Origin of the sequence: Acinetobacter sp. YH12023 (assembly GCF_013420135.1) — a bacterium.
Taxonomy (GTDB): Bacteria; Pseudomonadota; Gammaproteobacteria; order Pseudomonadales; family Moraxellaceae; genus Acinetobacter; species Acinetobacter amyesii.
Genome location: NZ_VOYU01000002.1, coordinates 152,770 through 176,182 on the forward strand (window position 1 = coordinate 152,770; position 23,413 = coordinate 176,182).

The 23,413-nt window shown below is 39.1% G+C and carries 20 protein-coding genes, 1 tRNA gene and 2 pseudogenes; 12 read left to right on the forward strand and 11 right to left on the reverse strand.

The window, feature by feature from the left end:
• Positions 1 to 100: 100 nt before the first annotated feature.
• The 5 genes from mltB to FTT92_RS02310 all read right to left on the reverse strand — a co-directional run bounded on the left by mltB (position 101) and on the right by FTT92_RS02310 (position 5,069).
• Positions 101 to 1,102: a lytic murein transglycosylase B gene (gene mltB, locus FTT92_RS02290; protein WP_078191987.1), complete on the reverse strand. Its 1,002-nt coding sequence runs from the start codon at positions 1,100 to 1,102 to the stop codon at positions 101 to 103.
• 775 nt (positions 1,103 to 1,877) lie between these two features.
• Positions 1,878 to 2,528, reverse strand: a complete 651-nt coding sequence (locus tag FTT92_RS02295; protein ID WP_180171321.1) for a hypothetical protein — start codon at positions 2,526 to 2,528, stop codon at positions 1,878 to 1,880.
• A 17-nt stretch (positions 2,529 to 2,545) separates the two neighbouring features.
• On the reverse strand, positions 2,546 to 3,364 hold the full coding sequence (gene queF / locus FTT92_RS02300) for an NADPH-dependent 7-cyano-7-deazaguanine reductase QueF (protein ID WP_078191985.1): 819 nt from the start codon (positions 3,362 to 3,364) through the stop codon (positions 2,546 to 2,548).
• Positions 3,364 to 4,137, reverse strand: coding sequence for an ABC transporter permease (locus FTT92_RS02305; protein WP_111883995.1), 774 nt, complete (start codon positions 4,135 to 4,137; stop codon positions 3,364 to 3,366). The genes queF and FTT92_RS02305 overlap by 1 nt, the downstream gene beginning before the upstream one ends.
• Positions 4,134 to 5,069, reverse strand: coding sequence for an ABC transporter ATP-binding protein (locus FTT92_RS02310; protein WP_180003219.1), 936 nt, complete (start codon positions 5,067 to 5,069; stop codon positions 4,134 to 4,136). The genes FTT92_RS02305 and FTT92_RS02310 overlap by 4 nt, the downstream gene beginning before the upstream one ends.
• Before the next feature lie 188 nt (positions 5,070 to 5,257).
• On the opposite strand from FTT92_RS02310, the gene FTT92_RS02315 reads away from it, so the two are divergent.
• Together FTT92_RS02315 and FTT92_RS02320 are read left to right on the forward strand one after the other, a co-directional pair.
• A tRNA-Arg gene (locus tag FTT92_RS02315) sits at positions 5,258 to 5,333 on the forward strand.
• 162 nt (positions 5,334 to 5,495) lie between these two features.
• A pseudogene (locus FTT92_RS02320) lies at positions 5,496 to 6,723 on the forward strand (tyrosine-type recombinase/integrase).
• A 280-nt stretch (positions 6,724 to 7,003) separates the two neighbouring features.
• Here FTT92_RS02320 and FTT92_RS02325 read toward each other — a convergent pair.
• Both FTT92_RS02325 and FTT92_RS02330 read right to left on the reverse strand, forming a co-directional pair.
• On the reverse strand, positions 7,004 to 7,462 hold the full coding sequence (locus FTT92_RS02325) for a MarR family winged helix-turn-helix transcriptional regulator (protein WP_180171322.1): 459 nt from the start codon (positions 7,460 to 7,462) through the stop codon (positions 7,004 to 7,006).
• A gap of 96 nt (positions 7,463 to 7,558) precedes the next feature.
• Positions 7,559 to 8,596, reverse strand: coding sequence for a 2,5-dihydroxypyridine 5,6-dioxygenase (locus FTT92_RS02330; RefSeq protein ID WP_180171323.1), 1,038 nt, complete (start codon positions 8,594 to 8,596; stop codon positions 7,559 to 7,561).
• A 231-nt stretch (positions 8,597 to 8,827) separates the two neighbouring features.
• Between FTT92_RS02330 and FTT92_RS02335 the strand changes: the two genes are divergently transcribed.
• The 7 genes from FTT92_RS02335 (at position 8,828) to FTT92_RS02365 (ending at position 15,669) form a co-directional block, all read left to right on the forward strand.
• Positions 8,828 to 9,970 (forward strand): NAD(P)/FAD-dependent oxidoreductase, encoded by a 1,143-nt coding sequence (locus FTT92_RS02335; protein ID WP_180171324.1) that lies wholly within the window; start codon positions 8,828 to 8,830, stop codon positions 9,968 to 9,970.
• Positions 9,967 to 10,773, forward strand: a complete 807-nt coding sequence (locus tag FTT92_RS02340; RefSeq protein WP_180171325.1) for an alpha/beta fold hydrolase — start codon at positions 9,967 to 9,969, stop codon at positions 10,771 to 10,773. Before FTT92_RS02335 ends, FTT92_RS02340 begins: the two co-directional genes overlap by 4 nt.
• Positions 10,774 to 10,784: 11 nt before the next feature.
• Positions 10,785 to 11,540, forward strand: coding sequence for an Asp/Glu racemase (locus FTT92_RS02345; protein WP_373684089.1), 756 nt, complete (start codon positions 10,785 to 10,787; stop codon positions 11,538 to 11,540).
• 12 nt (positions 11,541 to 11,552) lie between these two features.
• The gene (locus FTT92_RS02350) at positions 11,553 to 12,194 is read left to right on the forward strand and encodes an N-carbamoylsarcosine amidohydrolase (protein WP_180171326.1); all 642 of its coding nucleotides are present in this window, start codon (positions 11,553 to 11,555) and stop codon (positions 12,192 to 12,194) included.
• Between the two features lie 177 nt (positions 12,195 to 12,371).
• The gene (locus tag FTT92_RS02355) at positions 12,372 to 13,700 is read left to right on the forward strand and encodes an MFS transporter (protein WP_180171327.1); all 1,329 of its coding nucleotides are present in this window, start codon (positions 12,372 to 12,374) and stop codon (positions 13,698 to 13,700) included.
• Positions 13,701 to 13,755: 55 nt separating this feature from the next.
• Complete coding sequence (locus FTT92_RS02360; protein ID WP_180171328.1) at positions 13,756 to 14,946, forward strand: hypothetical protein; 1,191 nt, start codon at positions 13,756 to 13,758, stop codon at positions 14,944 to 14,946.
• A gap of 18 nt (positions 14,947 to 14,964) precedes the next feature.
• The gene (locus tag FTT92_RS02365; protein ID WP_180171329.1) at positions 14,965 to 15,669 is read left to right on the forward strand and encodes a nitroreductase; all 705 of its coding nucleotides are present in this window, start codon (positions 14,965 to 14,967) and stop codon (positions 15,667 to 15,669) included.
• Positions 15,670 to 15,737: 68 nt separating this feature from the next.
• Here FTT92_RS02365 and FTT92_RS02370 read toward each other — a convergent pair.
• Positions 15,738 to 16,669, reverse strand: a pseudogene (locus FTT92_RS02370) (IS5 family transposase).
• 173 nt (positions 16,670 to 16,842) lie between these two features.
• The gene (locus tag FTT92_RS02375) at positions 16,843 to 17,574 is read right to left on the reverse strand and encodes a Fic family protein (RefSeq protein WP_120403233.1); all 732 of its coding nucleotides are present in this window, start codon (positions 17,572 to 17,574) and stop codon (positions 16,843 to 16,845) included.
• A gap of 590 nt (positions 17,575 to 18,164) precedes the next feature.
• Here FTT92_RS02375 and FTT92_RS02380 point away from each other — a divergent pair.
• From FTT92_RS02380 to FTT92_RS02390, 3 genes are read left to right on the forward strand one after another with little or no spacing between them, the layout of a single operon-like run.
• A complete protein-coding gene (locus tag FTT92_RS02380) occupies positions 18,165 to 19,391 on the forward strand; it encodes an efflux RND transporter periplasmic adaptor subunit (protein WP_120403239.1) in 1,227 nt (408 codons plus the stop codon).
• Positions 19,388 to 20,611: an ABC transporter permease gene (locus FTT92_RS02385; RefSeq protein ID WP_180171330.1), complete on the forward strand. Its 1,224-nt coding sequence runs from the start codon at positions 19,388 to 19,390 to the stop codon at positions 20,609 to 20,611. The genes FTT92_RS02380 and FTT92_RS02385 overlap by 4 nt, the downstream gene beginning before the upstream one ends.
• Positions 20,604 to 21,317 carry an ABC transporter ATP-binding protein gene (locus FTT92_RS02390; protein ID WP_180022959.1) on the forward strand — a complete coding sequence of 238 codons (714 nt, stop codon included), beginning with the start codon at positions 20,604 to 20,606 and terminating at the stop codon, positions 21,315 to 21,317. The genes FTT92_RS02385 and FTT92_RS02390 overlap by 8 nt, the downstream gene beginning before the upstream one ends.
• A gap of 13 nt (positions 21,318 to 21,330) precedes the next feature.
• Here FTT92_RS02390 and FTT92_RS02395 read toward each other — a convergent pair whose 3' ends face one another.
• Positions 21,331 to 22,713 (reverse strand): heavy metal sensor histidine kinase, encoded by a 1,383-nt coding sequence (locus FTT92_RS02395; RefSeq protein ID WP_180171401.1) that lies wholly within the window; start codon positions 22,711 to 22,713, stop codon positions 21,331 to 21,333.
• Positions 22,710 to 23,381, reverse strand: a complete 672-nt coding sequence (locus tag FTT92_RS02400) for a heavy metal response regulator transcription factor (RefSeq protein ID WP_005177241.1) — start codon at positions 23,379 to 23,381, stop codon at positions 22,710 to 22,712. The genes FTT92_RS02395 and FTT92_RS02400 overlap by 4 nt, the downstream gene beginning before the upstream one ends.
• Between the last annotated feature and the right edge of the window lie 32 nt (positions 23,382 to 23,413).

Below are 23,413 nucleotides of genomic sequence, written 5' to 3' on the forward strand. Positions count from 1 at the left end.
AAATAATCAATAATGTAACAAGGTGTGTAAAATGTCGAATAAATGCTCATTTTTGTGAAAATATTTGTTGACTTTTTTGCTCTATAAGAAAAAACCAGTCTTATCGACTGGTAACTTCAGTGCCTAAAAGCCATAGTGCAGTCGCATACATACGGCTTTTGTTATAGGTTGTAATGACCTGAAAATTTGGATAAGTGATGTAATAAATTGGTCCATAACTATCTTGCAATTGGATGACATTGACTAAATCGAGATCATCGATTTTTACCAATGGATTCATAGGGGTTACACCTTGAGCCTTGAGTACACCATAGGGTGTTGGCTGGTTTAAATCCTTTGCAATAATAGCATCTGGGTTGTTTCCGCTATAGCGAGCAGCAAAAGCAATCGGTTGATTACGCTGCCAACCATAATTTGCTAAATAATTTGCAATTGAACCAATGGCATCGACAGCTGAATTACGCAGGTCAACATGACCATTGCCATCGTAGTCCACACCAAATTTTGGAATGTTACTTGGCATAAATTGAGGATAACCCACAGCACCTGCATATGAACCGACGACAGAGTTGGTTGGAACACCATCTTTATATGACCAAGCAATCAGTGCAGCAAGTTCATCTTGGAAATATTGCGCACGGCGTTCATAGCCAAAACCAAGGGTCGCTAAAGCATCACGGGTGATAAAATTACCTTTATTGCTGCCATAACCTGTTTCAACACCCAAAATGCCTAAAATCACGGATTGAGGCACACCAAATTGTTGTTCTGCGCGATTTAAAGTGTCGGCATACTGATTTTTGAAGCGAACACCGCGTTGAATTGTGCTTTCAGCTAAAAAATTGGTTTTGTATTGGTACCAAGGCTTTGATTCGCCAGGTCTATTCATAATGCTAATGATGTTGGGTAGGTTTTTACTACCTTGCATTGCCCAATCAATTTGATTTTCACTCAGACCATAGGTTTGCATTGCATTTTGTTTAAAGCTCGCATATGCCGGATGAGATTGGAAGTCGTTGGCTTGACAGAAACTAGTCAGTGAAATTGAACCGGCCATAATGGCAATATGTGATAGTTTTTTATAAAAATTTCGATTTAGCATAAATAAAAAATTTCCAGTTGCTTTAGCGATGAGTATGAACAAAATTTCGAGGGGAAAAGATCCTGAAAATTGTGATGACCTTCTGGTTTCATAGCTCATTAAAGGTAAACGTTACCAATAGCAACTAAGATACCACTGACAGCGCATGCTTTCATAAATAGATATACAAAAAAAGACAAAGCAAAGGGTTTTTTCGCAGTTAACATATTGAAAAGTGACATATTCATTTACATAACTTGCAAATATTCACAAATCATTTGAAATAAAGATGACTCTAAAACTCATGCGTCATAAAAACGCAGAACGAGTAAACTTTATCGCGTTGCGAAATACTGTTTAGAAGCTACAAAAGTTGCAATGTTATAGGACAGGATTAAAAAGGTACCGGTCTAAAACACCCATATGCAAGCAGTGGTTTATTCATTACATAGTTTTTGTTCGCCAGCGCTTCAATGCTGTTGAAAACGTCGCTATATATAGTAGAAATATAGACTGAATGATAAAAAAGAAAGAGATTGAATATTAAAATGGACGCATTGAAATTTAAGCCAAAATGACGGCTCACATTAAAATATGATCTATATTCAGGTTCTTCCTGTTCTTTGTAGATTTTTAAAAATTGTGGATATCAATGTACTGTCTTTCTTTTAATAAAAATCTGTTCAATTCTAGAACTGTGTTTGCATGACTATGTAGTCATTGTATCGGGATTCGATTTTATGCGTTTAGCCATAAAAAAACCTAGCCAAAGCTAGGTTTTGACGAACAGCGAGATTTATTTGTTAAACATCGCATCATGTGCTTCTGCAAGGGCACTTAGCTCTTCTTTGGTTAAATTTGGGAAAATCTTATCAATCGCGATATGAATAGCTTTAATCACAGCAGAAGAACCGATATCGGCTGCTTTACGTTTAATCATGCCTAAATCGAGAGTTTTATTAAAGTCATTCATAAAATGACGCACTGCAGCTTCAGCAAACTGTTTATACAGTTCACCAAAAGCAGCTTTATTGATATCTGCGCCCGATTTAATTTCCGCATAACTATTTTTAAGGTTAGTGACTAGTCCTGCATCTAAACTTAGACCTACACGATAAGTGCCAGTCGCGTCTTGAAATAAACTTCGTTCTGAAAATTCAATGGATTGTTTCACCACATCATTCGGAGATTTACTTAGTAGTTGCTTTAACAATACAGCGACTGTTGATTTGACATAGCCAGCCAGTTTTTCTGCTGTGTCGCGCTTATCGCTTGCAGGAAACAGATGAACAGGAGCTAATATAGTTGCACCAATGATTTCTTCATTAATCAGCAAAGCTGTTTTATCACGTAAAGGATAAAGGGGTTCACTCGAATTTTTTTTCGCGTGACCAGTTTGAATACTGCTTAGAAGTTCCTCAGAAGGAATAAAACCAAAAAATGGCATCACTAACCTCAATTTTTTTATTGTCGCGCCAATCGAATGGGGCGAGGCATCCATGTTAAATCCGATACACGACAAGGGTTGATATCCAATCCACCACGGCGTGTATAGGCAGCATATACCATCAGCTGACTTGGTTTTAAATGTTGCCAAATATCGGCAAACATTTGCTCCACACATTGTTCGTGGAAACCATTATGCTGACGGTAAGAAATAATATAAGCCAGAATACTACGATAACAAGGCTTAGTACCTTTATACCTTATAAATACCGTTCCCCAATCAGGTTGACCCGTGACTGGGCAGTTACTTCTTAATAAATGTGAATAAAGTTGAATTTCAACTTCTTCTTGCGCTGCATCTTCATCTAAAGCGAGTAAAGCTGCATTTGGATGATTTTCTAACTGGGTGGGTTCTAAGTCATCAATACAGATGCCTTGCGGTTTTGAAATTTCAACTTCATCAACATGAAATAGATCAATAGTCACAGCGGCATTGGCTGCAGCAGATAAGTCTTTTTCAACGGTTGCTTTAAACGCTGCCTGAGAATCAAATTTGGTAAAGTTCATACTATTAAAGTAGAGCTTTAAAGATTTCGATTCGATGAGGTTGTCTGAACTTGCAGGCAAAGTTAAACGGCCAATAGCGACTTGAGGCACACCTGAAGCATTTAACCAAGAAATTTCAAAAACATGCCACCAGTCTGTACCTTGGCGGATGCCTTCCACATGGGCATATTGTTCACGTGCAGTGGCACGTGCAATCGGAAACAGAATATCAGGTTGATATTCTGTTGGGTAGTTGGTGTCTTTACCTAAAAGGGATTGTTCTACACTCATTATTCACGCATTCCTGAACCACGAGAAAGTAAATGATACGCCACGCCATAAAGTACAACGCAACATGCAGTAATTACTGTCAGTGAAATGCCGACATTCACATCGCTATGGCCCAAAATACCGTAGCGGAATGCATTTACCATATACACGACAGGGTTGATTAAAGAGAGATTTTGCCAAAAAGGACTCAATGATGAGATGGCATAGAAAACACCGCCTAAATAAGTCAGCGGAGTCAGGACGAAAGTCGGGATAATCGAAATGTCGTCAAAAGATTTTGCATAAACAGCATTAATAAATCCGCCAAGAGAAAACAGCAGCGAAGTAATGAGAACTGTATATATAGTTATAAATATATTAGTCAGGTGTAATTCAGTAAAAAATAGGCTCATTGCAGTGACAATAAAGCCGACTAAAACACCACGGCAAACACCACCGATCACATAACCCCAAAGCACCATGTGTAACGGCACTGGACTCATGATTAATTCTTCGATGCTTTTTTGAAATTTTGCACTAAAGAAACTGGATGACACATTGGCATAGCTGTTGGTAATGACCGCCATCATAATTAAGCCGGGCACGATGAACTGCATATAGCTAAAACCACCCATTTGCCCAATGCGTGAACCGACTAAATTACCGAAAATCACAAAGTACAAACTCATAGTGATCGCCGGTGGGAGAAGAGTTTGCGGCCAAATACGCATGAAACGGCGAATTTCTTTATACACTAAGGTGTAGAGGGCGATACACAGTTGGTTAAAATTCATTGTGCTGCACCTTCAAGATTTTTTTCGACCATACGGACAAACAGTTCTTCTAGTCGGTTAGATTTATTACGCATACTTCGAACCTGAATACCTTGTGATTCCATGAGTTGGAATAAATCATTTAAGGTATGGGCTTTATCCATAGTGACTTCTAAGGTGATAGGATCTACTAAGTTGAAACGGACACCAATAATTTCTATATGGATCGGTTCAATGGGTTCGGCTAAATCGAAAATAAATGTTTCTTCATTCAACTGACTGAGGAAACCTTTCATGCTGGTGTCTTCTTTAATCACACCACGATCAATAATTGCGATTCGACGGCACAACATTTCAGCTTCTTCTAAATAGTGTGTCGTTAAAATAATAGACGTACCTTTTTCGTTCATTTCTGTGAGGAAATCCCACATCGAACGGCGTAGCTCAATGTCAACACCAGCAGTCGGCTCATCTAAAATCAGTAGTTTAGGTTCATGCATCATGGCACGAGCGATCATTAAACGGCGTTTCATACCGCCCGATAGCATGCGTGCTTGGGTGCTACGTTTTTCCCAAAGGCCAAGCTTTTCTAAATATTCCTCTGCACGTTTCTCTGCTATCTTTTTAGAAATACCGTAATAACCAGCTTGAGTCACCAAAATATCAAATGTTTTTTCAAATTGACCAAAGTTAAATTCTTGAGGTACAACGCCCAAACACTGCTTTGCATGCGAGGGATGGGTATCTAAATTGTGCCCAAAAATTTCGACAGTACCTGACGTTTTACGGGTTAGTGAACTGATAATACTAATCGTGGTAGATTTTCCTGCACCATTGGGACCTAAAAGTGCATAAAATTCACCTTCGGGTACTGTTAAATCAATACCTTTAAGCGCCTGAAACCCATTTTTATAGGTTTTTGACAGCTGCTTTAACGTTAGTGCATCAGTCATAAATAATTCACTCTATAAATAGTGTGAGTATTGTGCGATATCGGGGCAAATAAACCAAGTAAATCGTATGGAATTCTGCATTTTATAAATAGAACGTTGTATAAAGCTTAAGCAGAAAAAAGCCTAACATCTATATAGTTGCTTTACCTTACAGTTTTTTTTGTTATGATGTGCGCAATCCAAAATAAGCGCTCATAGCTCAACTGGATAGAGTACAGGTCTCCGAAGCCTGTGGCGTGGGTTCGAGTCCCGCTGAGCGCACCATTTCCTTGTTTGATCATATCCGAATTAATCCTAATATTATTAAAAATTAATAACTTATATCTACTTATTGTCCGATAATGTCCGAGGGCGTTTTAGGATACCGTAATCTTTTACGGTATTTTTTACGGTACATTCCATTTCTGACAAAAATATACCGTAAAAATGCCTAAATTAGTTATCAGTCTGACTGACTCAAAAATTAAGTCTGCAATATCAATGCAAAAGAAATCATTTGAAAAGAATATTAAGCTTTCAGATGGTGGTGGCCTTTATTTATTGTTAGATAGAAAAGGTGGGGCATATTGGCGTTTTGATTATATTCGCCCAATCTCTAAGAAAAGAGCCACTATAGCTATCGGTATTTATCCAAGTTGTACATTGGCCAGAGCTCGTGCAAAACGAAGTGAGTTTAGAGAACTGCTTGCGCAGAGTATTGACCCAGCAATTCAAAAGCAAGATAAACAGTCCCAATGTCGAAATAATAGTTTTAGATCAGTAGCAGATGAATACCGTAAGACTGAAGAGCTGGAATCAAGTACACAACGTCGGAATCAGTTTATCTGGGATAAGCTTTATGTTGCTATTGGTGAGTTCCCCATTGATTCGATAACAGCCACTCAAATTTTGGAAGTATGCCGTCTTTATGAAAGACAAGGTAAGACTGACTCAGCAAAGCGAATGAGAAGTAAAGCATCTCAGGTGTTTCGGTATGCGATTGCTTTGGGTTTATGTCAATTTAATGTTGCTGACCAAATTAGCGGTATTTTGAAGGTGGGTAAAGCTAAGCATCGAGCGGCTATTACTGATGAGCAAAAGCTAGGACAACTATTAAAGAATATTAATACACATGCAGGTCGTGGGGATATTGCTATTGATTATGCAGTCAAAATCTTACCCCCATGTATTTGTGCGTCCTGGAGAATTACGTGCAGCAAAATGGGCAGATATCGATTTTAAAAATAGAACATGGAGTTATACACCGCCTAAGACCAAAAATCAGACAGCCCTACAACATATTGTTCCTTTGTCTGATCAAGTCTTGAAGCTGTTCCAAGAATTGTATTGCATTACTGGATATACCGAATATTGTTTTGTGTCTATGCGAGATAAAACGAAAACCATCAGTGAATCAACTATTAATAAACGATTGAAACAATATGGTTTTGAAAATGGTGAGACAACAGGGCATGGCTTTAGAGCTACGGCAAGAACTTTATTAGATGAAGTTCTAAAATTTCCTATTGAACGTATAGAACAACAACTTGCACATCAGGTTCGCGATATGCATGGTCGAGCGTACAACCGTACTAAGTATTTGGAGGAGCGTTCAGTGATGATGCAAGCATGGTCTGATTATTTGGATCAATTAACGCATAAAAATGTAGAGTAATTAATTTAATAAATATTAGTAAGTTATAGTTTCAGTTAAGTTGACGCCACCACCAAATACCTAACTGAATATGTTGTAATATCAAGTGAAAAAGCTTAAGTCTAAATGGTTCGCTTTTTTATATATTTCTGGGTAAAATTAAATCTTAGGGGGATGAGGCTAAAGGATATTGTGAGCTTGATGGCGATGATTTATATATTAGGCTAAATGGCAATAATAATAAGTCATGCTAATCCAATTTAAATGGAATAAAATTTAAGATAAAGTTGTTTAAGGTTTTTTATTTTAAGGGGTGAGCTAAAATTTTTCTAAGCAAAAATTGCAAAGCCACTCTCTCTGCGGGATTGAGTGCTTCTAATGTTAAATCGGTAATGGTTTCTGCAATCGGAATTGCTTGTTTTAATTTTTCCTTTCCAAGTTCTGTAATATGAATCAAAACCTTGCGTTTATCTAAAAGATCGGGATCTTGAGAGATAAAATTCTTATCCTTTAAGCGTTGAATAATTCCTCGTATGGTTGCTTGGTCAATCCCAGTTTCATCGACCAGTGCTTTTTGGGAACATTCCTGAAGTTTATTGATTGCATACAACGTCGCAAATTGAACCGACGTGAGTTCTGTTTCATCCAAACGTTGTTGGAAAATAGCCAAGTGATGATAATAGACACGACGTAATAAATAACCTACTTGATTTTCAATAATGTAATCATGAGGAGGATGATTAAGAGAAGAGTTATTCATTTTATTGTAGGCCTGAAAATTGAGAATAAGAAAATATTGATTATAAATGAATAGAATAACGACGAGCGTAAACTCAGTCGTTATTTTATTTAATTTTTAGGCCAATTCAACAGGGACACCTTGTTCAACGACGGTGATATCATCCAATTTGACTGTGCAATTCCGTAGCGGAATATCCATATGGCATGGCGTTTTACGGCTACCACCCACTTCAGTGTTTGGACCTGTTGAAAACAAAAAGTTGCCATTAAATGCACGAGCATCCATACACATCCCATCATTTTTATCATGTAAACCCATTGCAGTCCATTGTGCACGTGGCTGTAAACCCCATCCAATATGAGAGATGCCGTACACTTCAGGATCATTGAAGTATTTCATATAGTCACGTAAATATTCAGCTTCAAAGCCACCGTGAATGTTGGTAATAAAACCTTTTTCAATGTCTAAAGTGACTTTTTCACGTACATACATTTTAAAAGGCAACAAGATATCGCCGACATTTAAAACTAATTTACCTTCTGCAGTATTTTCATTTGGCCATGTAAATAGAAAACCACTTGGCCAATGATCCCAACGACCTGCTTCATCGGCAAATCCATATTCAGTCACAGCAGGATACATTCCAAGCGGTGCATAAAAATCTGTGCCTGCTTTTGATGTGACATGCATACTTTTGGCTTGTTTTAAGTATTTTTCAGCAGTTTGCACACGGACTTTATCTTCTAAGGTCGGCAGGATTCTTGCCAGTACTTCAGGGGGTTCAACTGCAAGCAGGATACGTGTACCTGTTTTTAAAATTTGTTCTTGTTCAGGTGAATGTAACAACATCATAGTGTCGATAATCAGATCGACTGATTCTAATGCGCGCTGAGCTGCAAGATTTCCAGTCAAAGCAGTATCACCACAATATGCTGTCATATCATTCCCCATAGCCATTGGGTGATTGAATGACGGTAGTTCTAAAATAAAAACTTTCGCATTCAATCGGATACAGGCATCCATTGCAGATTGCACAGTTTGTTTATGTGAGTAGTGGCTTTTTAAAATGGCAACAGTTTGAGAAGAATCGACTTTGGATAGTTGTAAAACATGTTCAAACATTTGAGTTAATTCAGAAGAATTGACAGACATCTTGGACACTCCATTGCAGTTGTTTTTTGTTTAAAATACAGAGTATACACTTTAAATATGAATTTATATTTATTTTTATTAAATTTTAAAAAAATTTTAAAAACTAATAAAAACATTAATTTATATCTAATTTTAATTTAATTTTAATATTTTTTATTAAAGTGTGTAGACTTTAGTTTTTGGCTAATGTATATCTATTTAGTAGGAAACATCTGTATGAAGGAATATGTAATGAGCAAGTCGAAAAAGATCGCGGTAATTGGAGCAGGATTAGGTGGAGCATCAATGGGAATCTTGCTACAAAAAGCAGGATTTGATGTTGAAGTTTATGAACAAGCGACAGCATTTTCTCGTTTAGGGGCTGGCATCCATATTGGTCCGAATATTATGAAAATATTCAGAGAAATGGGGCTTGAAAAAGATTTAGAAGAAATGGGTTGTCATCCAGATCAGTGGATCAGTCGAAATGGTAATACTGGTGAAGTTCTCGCAGATGCGAAACTTACAGGCTATGGCGCGGCATATTTAACAATCCATCGTGGTGATATGCATGCACGTCAAATTGAAGCATTACAACAAGATAAATTGCATTTCGGCAAACGTCTTAGCGATGTGCAACAAAATGAAGAAGGTGTAGTACTGAGCTTTGAAGATGGTACAACTGCATATGCAGATATCGTGATTGGTGCAGATGGCATTAATTCTAAAATCCGTGAAACGATTTTAGGCGTTGAGGCACCGATTTATAGTGGTTGGGTTGCGCATCGTGCCATTATTTCAGGTGAAAAATTAGCAAAACTTAAATCGCAATTTAATTTAGATGATTGTGTGAAATGGTGGTATGAAGACCGTCATATTATGGCGTATTGCACTACCAAAGAACGTGATGAGTATTACTTTGTAACGGGTGTGCCACATGAAGCATGGGATTTCCAAGGCAAGAGCTTTATTCCATGTGACAAAGCAGAATTGTTTGAAACGTTTAAAGATTTCCACCCATCAATCACGGCCATGATCGAAGCAAGTGACGATGTAACCAAGTGGCCTTTAAATAATCGTAATCCTTTACCAATTTGGAGTCACGGGCGTTTAGTGTTGTTGGGCGATGCATGTCATCCAATGAAACCGCATATGGCGCAAGGTGCAGGTATGGCGATTGAAGATGCTGCGATGCTGACACGTTGCTTGCTCGAAGAAGGTTTAGAAAATTACGAACACGCTTTTAATTTATATGAGCAAAATCGTAAAGAACGTGCAAGCCAAGTTCAAAAAGTATCGAATGCCAACACATTCTTAAAATCACCAGAAGATCCATCTTGGGTATATGGCTATGACGTATATGCACAACCTCTCCAAGCGGAGGAACTTGCATGAGTCGGATGCTTTATGGCGCCAATGTAGTCGCGAACGCTGTTCGCCTACATTACCTCCGTTATGGTGGAAAAGGCGCTCCTCTGGTTCTCATTCCTGGGATTACCAGTCCTGCAATTACATGGGGATTTGTGTCTGAAAAATTGGCTGAGTATTTCGATGTTTATGTTTTAGATGTCCGTGGTCGAGGTTTGTCTTCCTCAGGTGATCACCTTAAATATGATACTGAAACATGTGCACAAGACATTTTGGCATTTGTTCAGCAGTTAGATTTACAAGATTATTTTCTTGTCGGTCACTCGATGGGAGCGCGTTTTGCGATTCGTTGTGCTGCAACGAAACCGCAAGGTTTGAAAAAAATCGTACTGATTGATCCGCCAGTTTCAGGGCCAAATCGTCGTGCTTACCCAAGTCAATTGCCTTGGTATGTGGACTCTATTAAACAATCTATTGTCGGTATGAATGCTGAAGAGATGAAGCAATATTGCCCTACATGGACTTTAGAACAAAGACAGTTGCGTGCTGAGTGGCTTCACACCTGTTATTTGCCTGCCATTGTAAAGGCATTTAACGATTTTCATGAAGTTGATATCCATCAATATATTCCTGAAGTGTCAGTACCAACATTGTTAATGGTTGCAGGCAAAGGTGGTGTGATTTTGGAGGAAGATATTCAGGAAATTCAAAGTTTAAATCCTCAAATTTTTGTCAGCCGTGTAGCACAAGCAGGTCATATGATTCCTTGGGATGATGAGCAAGGTTTTTATCAAGGTTTTGGAACATTTTTGGGACAGCAAATTGTCTAAGGAAGGACACAGTGGAAAAGATTTATAAAATTGGTCAGATCGTACCAAGTTCAAATACAACGATGGAAACTGAAATTCCAGCGATGTTAAAAGCACGTCAGCTGATTCGTCCTGAAAAATTTACGTTTCATTCTAGCCGTATGCGTATGAAGCATGTGAAAAAAGAAGAGTTGGCGGCAATGGATGCACAGTCTGATCGTTGTGCACTTGAGTTGTCGGATGCTCGTGTTGATGTATTAGGCTACGCCTGTTTAGTGGCGATTATGTCTATGGGTATCGGTTATCACCGTGAGTCTGAAAAGCGTTTACATCAGGTGACCATTGATAATGATGCAAAAGCACCAATTGTCACCAGTGCTGGCGCTTTGGTTGAAGGCTTAAAAGTTATGAAAGCCAAGAAAATTGTGGTGGTGACGCCGTATATGAAACCTCTGACCGAGTTGGTGGTTGATTATATTAAAGCGGAAGGTTTTGAGGTTCTTGATTATGTTGCTTTGGAAATTGCTGACAATATCGCAGTTGCACAACATGACCCAGAGAATTTGCCAGCAATTGTACAAAAACTGAATTATCAAGATGCCGACGTTATCGTGTTATCAGCATGTGTACAAATGCAGTCATTACCAGCTGTTGCAAAAGTTGAAGCATTGACTGGAAAACCTGTAATTTCAGCGGCAATTGCAACGACTTATCAAATGTTGAAAGCACTGGATCTTGAGCCAATTGTACCAGGTGCGGGGGCTTTATTGTCTGGCGCATACGCATAGTTGGAGCTGATCATGACACAAAACTTGCAAGATAATTATCAAGGTGTATGGGGAAATAGAGTTGGTTTTGGTAAAAAACCAGCACTACTTTTAGTGGACTTTATGCAGTCTTATATCACTGAATCACAACCACTTTTTGCACCAGATGTGATTCAGGCAGTGCAACAAACTGAGGCAGTTTTGCAGCTTGCACGTGATCAAGGGGTGTTGGTGATTCATACCAACATTCTATATCACGAAAAAACCCAGTTAGATGGTGGAATGTGGGTGAAAAAATCACCTGTGATGGCAGCAATGGTTGCCTCTAACCCTGCGACTCAGTTTTGCTCTGAAGTTGAACCACTAAGTGATGAATTAGTGATCACAAAACAGTATGCAAGTGCCTTCTTTGGCACAAGTTTAGCATCAGTATTAGTGTCGCAAGGGATTGATACTGTTGTAATTGTTGGTTGTTCTACAAGTGGTTGTGTACGTGCTTCAGCAGTTGATGCAGTGCAACATGGTTTTAGAACAATTGTCATTCGTGAGTGTGTTGGTGACCGTCACCAAGCACCACATGAAGCAAATTTATTCGATATAGATAGTAAATATGGGGATGTTGTGTCTAAAGCAGAGGCGATGAACTATTTTCAAAGTATTCCGCCTTTGAACTAGATATACCGTAATGAATAAAATTTATTTGAGACTGCAAACCAAAGGGCGATGCTAATGCAAAGTTAAAGCCTATGATCAATCAAAATCCAAAGGATGAGGATTTGTTTTGGTAAATAAGTTTGATGGATTGTAAAGCATCAATACAGCATTTGGTTTGTTGTCTAAAGGGAGTTAGATATGTCTACCAATGTAATTGTTTCAAAATCTGCTGATCAGGTGAGTTTTGCTGCGCAGGACGTTCAGGTTTATAAAAAAGTAATTTGGAAAATAATTCCTTTTTTATGCTTTTGTTATATTGCTGCTTATTTGGATCGTATTAATGTCGGTTTAGCAAAGTTGCACATGCTGAGCGATATCCATTTAAGTGATGCTGCGTTTGGTTTGGGTGCAGGTTTATTTTTTGTCGGTTATATCATTTTTGAAGTACCAAGTAATTTAATCATGGAAAAGGTCGGGGCCAAAATTTGGATCGCCCGGATTATGATTACATGGGGAATTTTGTCTGGTTTAACCATGTTTGTAACTACCCCAATGCAATTTTACGTGTTGCGTTTTTTATTGGGTGCGGCTGAGGCAGGTTTTTTACCAGGTGTTTTGTACTATCTCACCACATGGTTCCCGACCTATTACCGTGGGAAAATCATTGCATTATTTATGATTGGTCTCCCTTTGGCGGTCATTATTGGTAGTCCATTATCAGGTTGGATCATGGGAACTTTTGATCAAGTTCACGGATTCGCAGGCTGGCAATGGCTGTTTTTTTTAGAAGCAATTCCGAGTGTTTTGTTAGGGATTTTGACTTTTAAAATGTTGCCAAATCATTTCTCACAAGCAAAATGGTTAAATGACGAAGAAAAAGCAATTATCGATAAAAATTTGAAAAAAGACTTAGAAAGCAACTCGTCTGCAAAAGACAAGAGTAGTTTTAAAGATGGCTTTTTTAATATCAATATTTTGAAATTGGGCATGATTAATTTCTCAATGTTGTTATGTACTTATTCGATGGGCTTCTGGCTACCAACGTTTATTAAAAGTACAGGTGTAACCGATGTTTTGCATATCGGTTTGTTGGTTGCGATTCCAAGTATTATTGGTTTGGTCGCAATGTTGTTGATTGGTCGTAGTTCAGATAAACACAGAGAGCGACGTTGGCATTTGGTATTGCCATTTGTATTTGGCTCTGTTGCTTTATTCCTTACCCAAATGTTTAGTACAGATATTGTCATAACATTGGTTCTTTTCTCTATTGCTGCGATAGCAACGACGGGTACGATTCCTGTTTTCTTTAGCCTTCCTGCAACTTTTTTATCAGGTACAGCAGCTGCAACTGGATTTGCTTTGGCGTGTTCAATCGCAAACTTAGCGGGTTTGGTCAGTAACACATTGGTGGGTTATGCAATTCAACTTACAGGTAAACCTGAAGGTGCATTGATGGTCTTCGCCGTATGCTTGTTATTCAGCTGCTTGATTGTGTTGTCATTACCAAAATCTCTCGTCAATAAATAAATCATTGATTTAAAAGCGCAAATAATAATTGGGATTATTTGCTTAGGGGAAAGTCATGCTTAAAAAAAGTTATCTGGTTGTTATGATGGGTATTTTGACCTCTGTTCAAGCGCTTGCAGCCACGCAAGACACGCCATTTAAGTGGCAAACAGAGGATGGGGCAAAGTCAATCGAAGTGGGTGGATTTATACGCGCCAATTATCGTGATGAGCATTGGGAAAGTGAGAACAATGGAAAAGTCTTATTTGACAATGCTCGACTTAATGTAAGAGGAAAATATGATCAGTTTTATCTTGATACCAGCTATGCATTTCAAGATGATCATAAGCGTTCTATAGAGCATGCATTTGTGGGCTATAAAGTCGATGCACAAAATGATGTACAGGCGGGGATTATCTATAAACCTTTTGCGATTTATCCGTTCCCTGAACATGCTTGGACTTTCCAAATACCTTTCTTTCTTGGTTTTGCTGATAGTGTAGCACCAGGGATCAGTTGGAAAAACTCGAACAAGGATTATGATTTTACACTTGCCTATATGCCTATTATGAGCAATGGCAGTATTCGCTATGCACCTGAAGCAGGTTCTGCTGATGATTTAGATTATGTATTGCCAAGCCAAAAAGCGTATGTCAATGAAAAGCGCAATCAGGTCAATATTCGTGTTGCCAAAAAGTTTGATTATGAATTTGGAAAGCAGGAATTTGGTGTGAGTGGTGCGGTTTCCCAGTTACATAACAAGGCAACAGATGATGATGGGCATTATTTTGCAGTTGGTTTGCATGCTTTAAATAACTATGGCAAATGGGATTTTCAGACTTCCGCGATTCATTATCAATATGATTCAAAAAACCCTGAAGGGGTGGATGATCATAAAATATTAATGCAGTCTAATGGTTTAACCCCAGCATACTTTGTCGCATCGGAAGGCACCATTGGTATTTTTAATGTGGGTTATACGCAACCTGTATCGACAAAGTATTTTCCTAATTTAAAAACTGTTAAATTTTATAATGATTACAGTGTGCTATTTAAAGAAAATTCAGATTGGGATGCTTCGCATATGGACACTTTTGGGGTTCAATTTAATGCGATGCCATTTCTTATTTGGGTGGATGGTAGCGTCGGAAAAAATGTGAACTCATTGGGTGGAGCGAAAAACTCTACAGGTTATACCTCTGCAAATTCTGAATATAGTGGTGATTGGAAGTTCCGCTGGAATATTAATATCGGTTATAACTTCTAAATTTAAAGGATGAAATTGATGGAGCTACAGCTCAAGAATGCGGTTGAAAAGGTTATTTTAGAACGTCATTCGGTGCGTGCGTTTACTGACCGAAGTGTGAGTGAGACATGTATTCGAGATATTTTAGATTTAGCTGCTCGAGCGCCTTCTGGTACCAATACTCAGCCGTGGAAAGTTTATGTTGTTGTTGGAGAAACCAAGCAACGAATCACTGACCAAGTTGTTGCTTCCGTCAATGCAATCTTCCGTGGTGAGCTTAAAAAAGAGCAGTTTAAGCCACCATACCTTTATTATTCAGAACAATGGTTTGACCCATATTTACGTCGTCGCCGTGAAAATGGTTGGGGGCTGTATCGTACGTTAGGGATTGAAAAAGGTAATAAACAGGCCATGCATGAGCAACAATTGAAAAATTATCAATTCTTCAATGCGCCAGTCGGCTTATTTTTTACGACCCACAAAGCACTAGAAGCAGGTGCAAAAATGGCGATCGCCATGCTGATGCAAAATATTATGTTACTCGCCAAAGCACAAGGTTTAGACACCTGTCCGCAAGCATCTTGGAATGATTATCATGAGTTGATCATGCCGATTTTGGGTGCAGGGGAGGATGAGATTCTTATTTGTGGTATGTCATTGGGGTATGCAGACCAATCTCAAAAAATTAATCAATATACTACGTCAAGAGAAAACGTAGATACCTTTGTTAAGTTTCTAAAATAGCAAGACATATTTGGACGGCTTTGTTGCATAAATATTCCAAAGCTGAAAATTTACTGATTCACTCAAATTTAAGATACAACTCGGGTATGAGGTTGGCCTAATTCTGTAAATTTATTTAAGACGGCCACACGTGCATGAATCTCGTTGACTTGACTGTCAAAATTCCTAACACTCAGTTTATCGCCTAATAATTTGATGCAATGCATCTTAGTTTCTACCAAACTTCGCTGATGATAGCCTGACCATTTTTTCCATAAAGTTCTACCTAAATGTTTAACAGTACGAAGTAATTCATTTCGTTCTAGCGAGCTAGTCTTTTTATCTTTCTATGGCTTCGCATTTTTTCTAGGTGGAATCACCGCATGAGCTTGAGATCTGCAATGACTTGACGACATCTTTTGTGTCATAAGCATCATCTGTATAGACAGAATTTCTTCGCTCATCTATTGGGATCTGATCGAGTAAATCACCAAGTACCTGTGAATCACTGACATTGTTTGTCGTGAGCTGAACTGCCCGTATTTGCAAGGTTTCAGCATCAATACCAATGTGGAGTTTACGCCATTGGCGACGATATTTGGGCTGATGCTTTTTACGTTTCCATTCACCTTCACCTAAAAACTTTAAGCCCGTGGAGTCGACAAGTAGATGGAGCCTATCATTACTTTTTTGATAGCTAATTTGAATATCAATATGTTTTTGTCTTCTACATAGCGTAGTGTAATCTGGAGCTGTCCAATCTAATCCGCAAAGTTTAATTAAGCTTTGAACAAAGCCAGTAACCATGCGTAGAGTGGGTCTAAATAGAGATTTGATCATCAAACAGCGATTGAATCGCTATGTCGGAGTAGGTTTGACTTCGACCTTGTTTGCCTTGTGGTTGTGCATACCATTGTGTTTTTGGATCGAACCAAATGGCAATATTCCCACGATTAATGAGAGCTCGGTTATATGCGGGCCAATTGGTTGTGCGGTAGATTTTGTGTGTAGGCCTCTTCATTTGGAAATTATATTGCCGAAGAAGTCCTTAAGAACAGCTTTGTGCAACAAAGCCCAATCGAATTAGACGGCATTCTGCAAATGGCTGGTTAAGCCCTGAAGCTTTTGAACAGAATTATTTTAAGAATTTAGAGGGATCGATTGTCCACGATACTGTCTAGAATCAGAATAAATTTAAATCCCCAATACAACTTGATATGGTTTAAATCCATCAAGCACAGCCTCAGAAACTAATTGGATAAATGCTTCAGTTTTACCATAAGCCATCCATTGATCTAAAGCTTCATAGTAAGCCAAACGATTTTCTACTGTAATCACACAAGGCGGATATCCAGCTTTAAGTAATTCGAGATTCATCAATAAGCGTGATGTACGACCATTCCCATCAATAAATGGATGAATGCCTACAAAGTCTGCATGTACTTTAGCTGCACGTTCAATAGGATGTAGCTTATGTGCCTCAGTATTGTACCAATCGACAAGCTGAGCCATTTTATCATTCAACAGTGTATAGTCGGGTGGGTTAGTCGTAGCACCTGAAATCAACACGTTTTGTTGGCGATAACGTCCTGCATTGTCATCATCGATATTTTTTAGAATGAGTTGATGGATATTACGAATCTGCCATTCAGAAAAAGGTTCTTCTTTACGAATAATATCTTCAACATAATAGATCGCATTTCTATGGTTAATTGCCTCGAAATGTTCTCGTAATGCTTTTCCACCAACGGTAATGCCTTCCAAAACCACTTTTGTTTCTAGCAATGTCAGTGTATTGCCTTCAATTGCATTTGAATGATATGTCCAGCGAACAATAAGATCTTCTTGTAGATTTTTTACAATTGCAGGAGAAAGAGGACGATGCTGATCTAATTTTGTTTTTAAGGCATCTATATTGTCAAACATAACTTTCACCCTGAAGTTGTACTCTTGAATGATACATGAAAAAAACAAATATAAAAAAGTAATGTTATAACATATCTTTTAATATTGAATGCATACGTGTTAAAATCGGGACACCATTTCAAATCCTGTTAATGGATTTGAACAAAATAAATTTTGTGATTCAATGCACTAAATCTAATTTGGGTAAAAAATGGGTACAGGAAAAATGCTATTGGCTTTATGGTTCATTAAATCAATAGCTTGGGAGTTGAGTTCAATTGACGCCATCACAGCTACTTTACTAAATATGGCTATGTATTACGTTATTGATAGCTGGAATGTTAAAGTCTAAAACGTGTTATTATTTCATATAAGATTTTGAAATATATGAAAATATAGGTTTATGTTTGTTTGTTTGTTTGTTTGTTTGTTTGTTTGTTTGTTTTTTTAATCAATATTATGAAAAAATTATAACAGTAAGAGAAATTAATTTAATAAAAATGGTGTGCTTTTTTAATTTGGTGTGTTGTAACTAAATTTTCATATATATTTAACTAGACATTAATTATTCGATTCAAAAACTTTTCTTTAATCTGGCTTGGAGAATGGAATTGCTTGTTATTCGCTATAAGCCTTGGATCATGATTATACTACTGGTTTTGCTCGTCAGTTTTGCTACATATCGCTGGTGGCAAGGACCATTGCTGCCTAGTTATGAAGTCGTATCTAGTCCATTGATTCAAACAGTTGTCGCTTCAGGACGGGTAGAGAAAGTATCTCGGACTCAGATTGGTAGTGAAATTACAGGGGTTGTTCTTGAGCGATTGGTTCAAGAGGGAGATCGGGTCTCTCGAGGGGATATTCTTTTAGTACTGAAATCTGATGAAATTTCAGCGCAAGTGCGGCAGGCAGAAGCTGAATTAAAAGAACTCGAAACCACTAGACGCCCGCAAGCAGAAGTTGATTTAGCGAATGCCAAAGTACAATTAGAACAGGCTCAAAGAGAGGCGTTACGCAGACGAAATACCGAATCAGGAATATTATCAGCAGAGGAAAGGGAGAAATCGATAGAGGCAGAAAGACTCGCCCGTAATAATTTGGAATCAGCTCGATTAAAAGTTGCTTCACTTGCCCCAAATAAAGTTGAAGAGACAAAATTACGCGAACGACTCGCTGCACTACAAGCGCAACTTGCCAAGACCAAAATTCGTGCAGAAGTTTCAGGTATTATTTTAACGCGTAATGTTGAGCCAGGGGATCTGGTACAACCGAGTCAGACTCTCTTCACTATTGCACTGGATGGTGCGACTGAAATACGAGTGCCATTTGATGAGCGAAATTTACCACTGCTGGCTTTACAACAAAAAGCCGCAGTGATTGCAGATGCCTATCCAAATCAATCTTTTCCTGCCCATATTAATTTTATTGCTCCAAGTATTGATGCTCAACGTGGCACAGTAGACGTCCGATTAACAGTTGATCCAGTCCCAGGTTTTCTGCGTCAAGACATGACGGTATCGGTAAATGTTGAAACCAACAAGCGCGAGCGAACCTTGGTCATTCCAAATGATGCTTTAAGCAGTATAAGTGGCAACAAGGCTATGGTTATTTTAGTAAGAGATAGAAAAATTCAACGTCATCCTATCACACTGGGTTTACGTGGTTTGGTTATGTCTGAAGTTGTAGCTGGAGTGAAAGAAGGTGATCACGTCCTTACCGATGCAGAATCAGTGCTTAAAGATGGAACTCGTGTCCGAATAGAGAAAACTAAACGTGTTTTCCAGAGTCAAACGGATCAGAAAAATAGCAAAAATGAATTACCGGTGAAATTCGATTGAAAAACTTTTTTAGGCGACTTTGGACCGAGTGGACCATCGCAATCAGTTTTTTGCGAGAGGGTCGCACACAGTCGATGATGATTACCATTGGCGTCGCGGTGGGGGTAGCGGTCATTGTGTTCATTAGCGCCTTAATTCAGGGTTTACAATCGAATATTGTAGAAAGGACTTTAGGGACACAAGCGCATATTCGTTTGCTCTCACCAGATGAGGTGAATCATATTGTGCCACCAGCAGCAGGAACACTTCAGTTGTTACTAGAAGATCAGCGTGCACAACGCTTACGTTCTATTAATAATTGGCAGCAGATTACTGGGACTTTAGATCATTTACCGGTGTTGACTGCGGTTTCTCCTGTGGTCTCTGGTCCTGCATTTGTACAGCGCGGAGATGCAATTCAATCTGTTGCATTGGTTGGTATCAACCTTGAACGTTATCAACAGATTATTCCGTTAAAGCAATATATGGTGAGTGGTGAATTACGGGTCAGTGCAGATAATGTATTAATTGGGCGTCAATTGGCCAAAGATTTGGGTGTGCAAGTCGGGAGCAAATTAAGGTTAGATACTGGGCAACAGAAAAATGCGGTGGTGAATATCTCTGGAATATTTGAACTGGGCGTGCGTGAATTGGATGCGCGCTATGTTTATCTGGATTTGAAACAGGCGCAATCTTTACTTAATTTGCCGGGTGGGGTGACCGTGATTGATCTGACGATTCAGGATATTTTTAAGGCGGATCAAATTGCCTCGCAAGTCGGACGCCTGACAGGATTAAAAGCAGAAAGCTGGATTGAAACCAATGCTCAATTAATGAATGCGATTACCGCTCAGAGCCTTTCGACCAACATGATTATTGTTTTTGTGGGGATTTCAGTCGCTTTTGGTATTGCCAGTGTGATGTCGGTGAGTGTGGTGCAACGGACTCGGGAAATCGGTATTTTACGTGCGACTGGGGCGACACAAGCGCAAATTTTAAGAGTTTTCTTATTTCAGGGAGCAATTTTTGGTCTGCTTGGTTCCATGCTTGGTAGTGTAGTCAGCTATGGTTTGATCTGGGGATTTAATCAGTTTGGTCCTGGTTTGTTTTATATTTCGATTTCAATCAAGCTTATCTTGTCGGCATTATTCTTAGCGACTTTGACAGGGGTTTTGGCTGCTGTAATACCATCCCGTCGGGCGGCTGCACTCGATCCTGTGGAGGCAATTCGTCATGTTTGATCCATCTCAGGAAGTACTGCGTTTAGAAGCATTACGAAAGTCCTACAATGTTGGGCAACCTAATGAAGTGGAGGTATTACATGGGATTGATCTGTGTATTCAACGTAATGACTTTGCTGCATTAATTGGTCCTTCTGGTTCAGGCAAAAGTACTTTACTGAATATTCTTGGCTTATTAGATCAGCCTAGTCGTGGTGAGTTGTACTTGTTGGGTCAGGCGACAAGCAGTATGGATGATACGGCTCGGACAGCGTTACGTGGCAATAGTATAGGTTTTGTGTTTCAGTTCCATCATCTTATACAGGCCTTTACTGCCTTAAATAATGTACTCATGCCATTAATGCTGAAGCAAGGCAAGCCAGATCAATTTGCGTTGCAATATGCCCATGAATTATTGACCGCCGTTGGCTTAGATAAGTTCGCTGACCGTAAACCGAATGAGCTTTCTGGGGGGCAGCAGCAGCGTGTGGCGATTGCACGTGCACTGATTACTCAGCCTGCGCTATTGTTGGCCGATGAGCCGACAGGTAATCTGGATACTCAAACTGCTGCGGAAATGTTTGAATTATTTCGTAAAGTACATCGCGAACATGACTGTGCAGTCCTTTTGGTGACTCATGATCCTAGATTGTCGGCAACCTGTGATAGAACCATTAATCTGGTGGATGGGAGAATTCAGAGTGATTCCAAACACGAGATGAAATGAGTGCGAATGTGGGTTACTCTTCTGGGAACAGCAGTTCAAAGCAGATGCCTTCTGCGCTATTGACTGCCTGATACATTCCCTGATGAAGCGTTAAAATGGATGCCACAATCGATAGGCCTAAACCACCCGTTTGATGAGGGCTTTGTCTGCTGGAACTGCACTGATAAAAACGCTCAAAGATATGCGGCAAATGTTCCGGGGCAATTTCTAAACCACTGGTCACGACCGATAGCGCAATCATAGGCAGTTTGTTGATGATCTTTCGATAGCTATGCACATAAATAGTCCGGCGCTTGCCGCCATGAATCAGGGCATTGGAGAGCAGATTATACAGAGCTTGTTGTAACTGTTCTGGATCTGCCAATAGCTCAGTTGCCTCAAGCTTTAAAACAAAATTGCAGTGTTGTTCTTCGGCTTGATACTCAAAAATGCTGAAGATATTTTCTATAAAGGATTGAAGTTGGATTTTTTGTCTGTTTAAGCAAACCTTCTGCGCATCTGCACGTGCCAGAAATAACATGCTGTCAATCATTCTTTTTAAGCGTTGATAGTCCTCTAGGTTGGAAATCAGCACTTCCTGATATTGTACGGGACTGCGTTCACTCATGAGTAAAATTTCGGTTTGTCCTATTAAATTATTCAATGGTGTTCTAAATTCATGCGCAATGTCTTCTGAAAAACGATTCAGCTGGCTATATCCCAGCTCAATACGGTCGAGCATGGCATTGATATCGGAGGCTAGTTGTGCAATCTCTTGAGGGGGATAGGGCAGATTGAGTCGCTGTTCAAGTTGCTGAATATTTATCGCATGGGTTTGTTCTCGCAGGGTTCTTAATACTTTTAATCCCAGATGGCTAGCAATAGCACAAAGGATGAAAATCGCCAAGATACCTGTGAAAACATAAATGACAAGGCTCTTTTGAAAAGGTGCAATGATGCCTAAACGTTCAGACCACTGTTTGCCTGCAATTAACAGATACGGCTGGCGATTAATTTGAATAGTTTTCCAGGCAATGCGGGTGGGATAAGCATGCGCCGATAAATCTTGGAATTGAATTTGGGGCTGATGGGTAAATTCAGGTAGAGGAATGCCAAGAGGATTAATGCTGATCAGCGCCTGATCACCCTGAATCAATAAAAACAAATTATCCTGATTTCCCAACATGTTTTGATACAGCTTCGGGCGAGCGATAATCTGTTCAATATTGCTACTGTCTTGTAGTAATATTTCCAGTCGCTCAATTCGCTCAATCAAAGCCCTATCTTGCTGAGCAATTAAAATCTGGTTGATACCCAGATAGGTCATAAATGCTACACCGCACAAGACCATTGCAGCACACCCTGTAACCAAGAGTGTTAATCGGAGTTCTAGCGAACGAATCGGTTTCAACATTATTTCTCTGCCGAAATTTTATAGCCCAAACCGCGAACAGTATGAATTAACTTTATATCATGTCCCTCATCAATTTTACTACGTAAACGCCTTACCGCTACATCAATAAAATTGGTATCGGTATCAAAATTGATCTGCCAGACTTCAGAAGCTATTTGCCTGCGCGTAATAATTTCATTCGGATGGCGCAGCAGAAAGCGCAAAAGGTTGAATTCTTTTCTACTGAGTTCTATCGACTGCTCGTTACGCCAGACTTTATGATGGATCAAATCCAATTTCAGATTGGCAATTTCTAATTGGTTTTCCTGTGCATACTGCTGGCGCCTAAGTAGACTTTTAATTCGGGCCAGTAATTCAATATAAGAAAAAGGCTTGGCCAGATAATCATCGGCGCCCAGTTCCAAACCTTTGACCCGATCAATCACCTGATCTTTTGCTGTAAGAAAAATGACCGGAATTTGGGAAAATTGTCGCAAGACTTTCAGGACTGCCCAGCCATCAATATCGGGCAACATTACATCTAATATGACTAGGCTATATGCATGCATCTTTAACTTTTCCAAACCTTCTAGTCCTGAATGGACGCATTGCGCCTCATAGCCAGATTCATTTAACCCTTTAACCAGATATGAGGCGATCTTCGCTTCATCTTCGATAATTAGAATACACATTTTGTTCAGACTCATTTTAAAGATGACAACTT